Genomic DNA, 1453 nt, shown 5'->3' with positions numbered 1-1453 from the left:
TGCGTTGCTGGGATTTCCGGCGGGGGCTTTTTATTATAAAATCCACCCTTCAGGGGGTGGATTTTTGGTTTGAGGTTTGGTTTTAGGTTTTGGGTTTTAAAAAATCGCCTGGAACAGGCGATTTTATGCGATTTTGGCGGGGCCAAAATCGGGTTTTTTCTTATCTTGATACTATATAGAAACACCAAGATTTTTAAAAATGGCCTTCGTCCCTTGTCTGTCAAGGCTTTAGACCTTTTTTGACAGGTAAAAACTCCTTCTGCTATTATTTAAGTACCACCAAAAATAATAGAACGCTAGAGAACTAGCTCAGAAAGGAGTTTCATTTTGTCTTATTCATCTGAATCAAATTATAGCATCCTTGTGGACGAGACCGCAACAGGAAAAAAAAGAGATTGGAAGGGAAAAAAATCCCGGTCCGATCTCATGGCCAAGCATTACGAGGGATTGAAAGAACGGATTGGCGCGCCTTACTACAGCAAAAAGGCTAAGCGGATGTTTGAATGTGCTGAACAGTTGTGGTTTAAAAGAGATCCGGAAACGGGCAAGTTAAAGCTGTATCAAGCCCATTTTTGTAAGGGGAGGTTGTGCCCGATGTGCGCCTGGCGGCGGTCTTTAAAAATCGCATATCATAATAAACTGATCGTGGAACAAGCGAATCGGCAATATCATTGTGCTTGGTTATTTCTAACTCTGACGGTTCGGAATGTCAACGGCGGGGAGCTTCGTCAGACGATTTCGGACATGATGAAGGGCTTTAATCGTTTGATGAAGTATAAGCGAGTTGATCTGACTGTTCTTGGCTATTTTCGAGCTTTAGAAATTACAAAAAATCATGAAGAACATACATATCACCCACATTTTCATGTTTTGCTGCCTGTGAAAAGGAATTATTTTGGAAAGAGTTATATTAGCCAAAAGGAATGGACAAGTCTTTGGAAAAAGGCAATGAAGCTGGATTACACGCCGATCGTTCATATCCAGAGAGTCAAAGGGAAAGCTAAGATCGACGCGGAGCAGATCGAAAGTGAAGTTCGTGAGGCGATGGAGGAACAAAAGGCTGTTCTGGAAATTTCAAAATACCCGGTAAAGGATGCGGACATTTTGCGCGGGAATAAAGTGACAGAGGCCAATTTGGATACGGTTTATTATCTGGACGACGCGCTTTCTTCTCGGCGGCTCATCGGGTACGGCGGTATCCTGAAGGAAATACATAAGGAATTGAATCTCGGTGATGCAGAGGACGGTGATCTGGTTAAGATTGAGGAAGAAGATGATGAGGTGGCAAACGCTGCATTTGAAGTTATGGCTTATTGGCATCCAGGCATCAAGAATTACATAATCAAGTAGGAAAAATGCTAGGTTAATTAATGAAAAAGACGTATAGTAGTGATATAAAGGAGGGTCTGGAATGTCTGTGGGTTTGAGAGATATTGTTAAGATGGTTCTTCTA

The 1453-nt window shown here is 42.0% G+C and carries 2 protein-coding genes; one reads left to right on the top strand and one right to left on the bottom strand.

All coding sequences use genetic code 11. The annotated features are described in order from the left end of the window. On the bottom strand, positions 1-224 hold a 224-nt coding region (locus tag ACFC8N_RS48895), incomplete at its 3' end, for a hypothetical protein (RefSeq protein WP_376296108.1). Between the two features lie 139 nt (positions 225-363). Between ACFC8N_RS48895 and ACFC8N_RS48890 the strand changes: the two genes are divergently transcribed. Next, a complete protein-coding gene (locus ACFC8N_RS48890; RefSeq protein WP_376296107.1) occupies positions 364-1350 on the top strand; it encodes a protein rep in 987 nt (328 codons plus the stop codon). Positions 1351-1453: the final 103 nt, after the last annotated feature.

Origin of the sequence: Streptomyces sp. NPDC055966 (assembly GCF_042269865.1) — a bacterium.
Classification (GTDB): domain Bacteria; phylum Actinomycetota; class Actinomycetes; order Streptomycetales; family Streptomycetaceae; genus Streptomyces.
The sequence above is the reverse complement of the archived record's forward strand: the minus strand, read 5'-3'. Positions and strand labels throughout refer to the sequence as shown.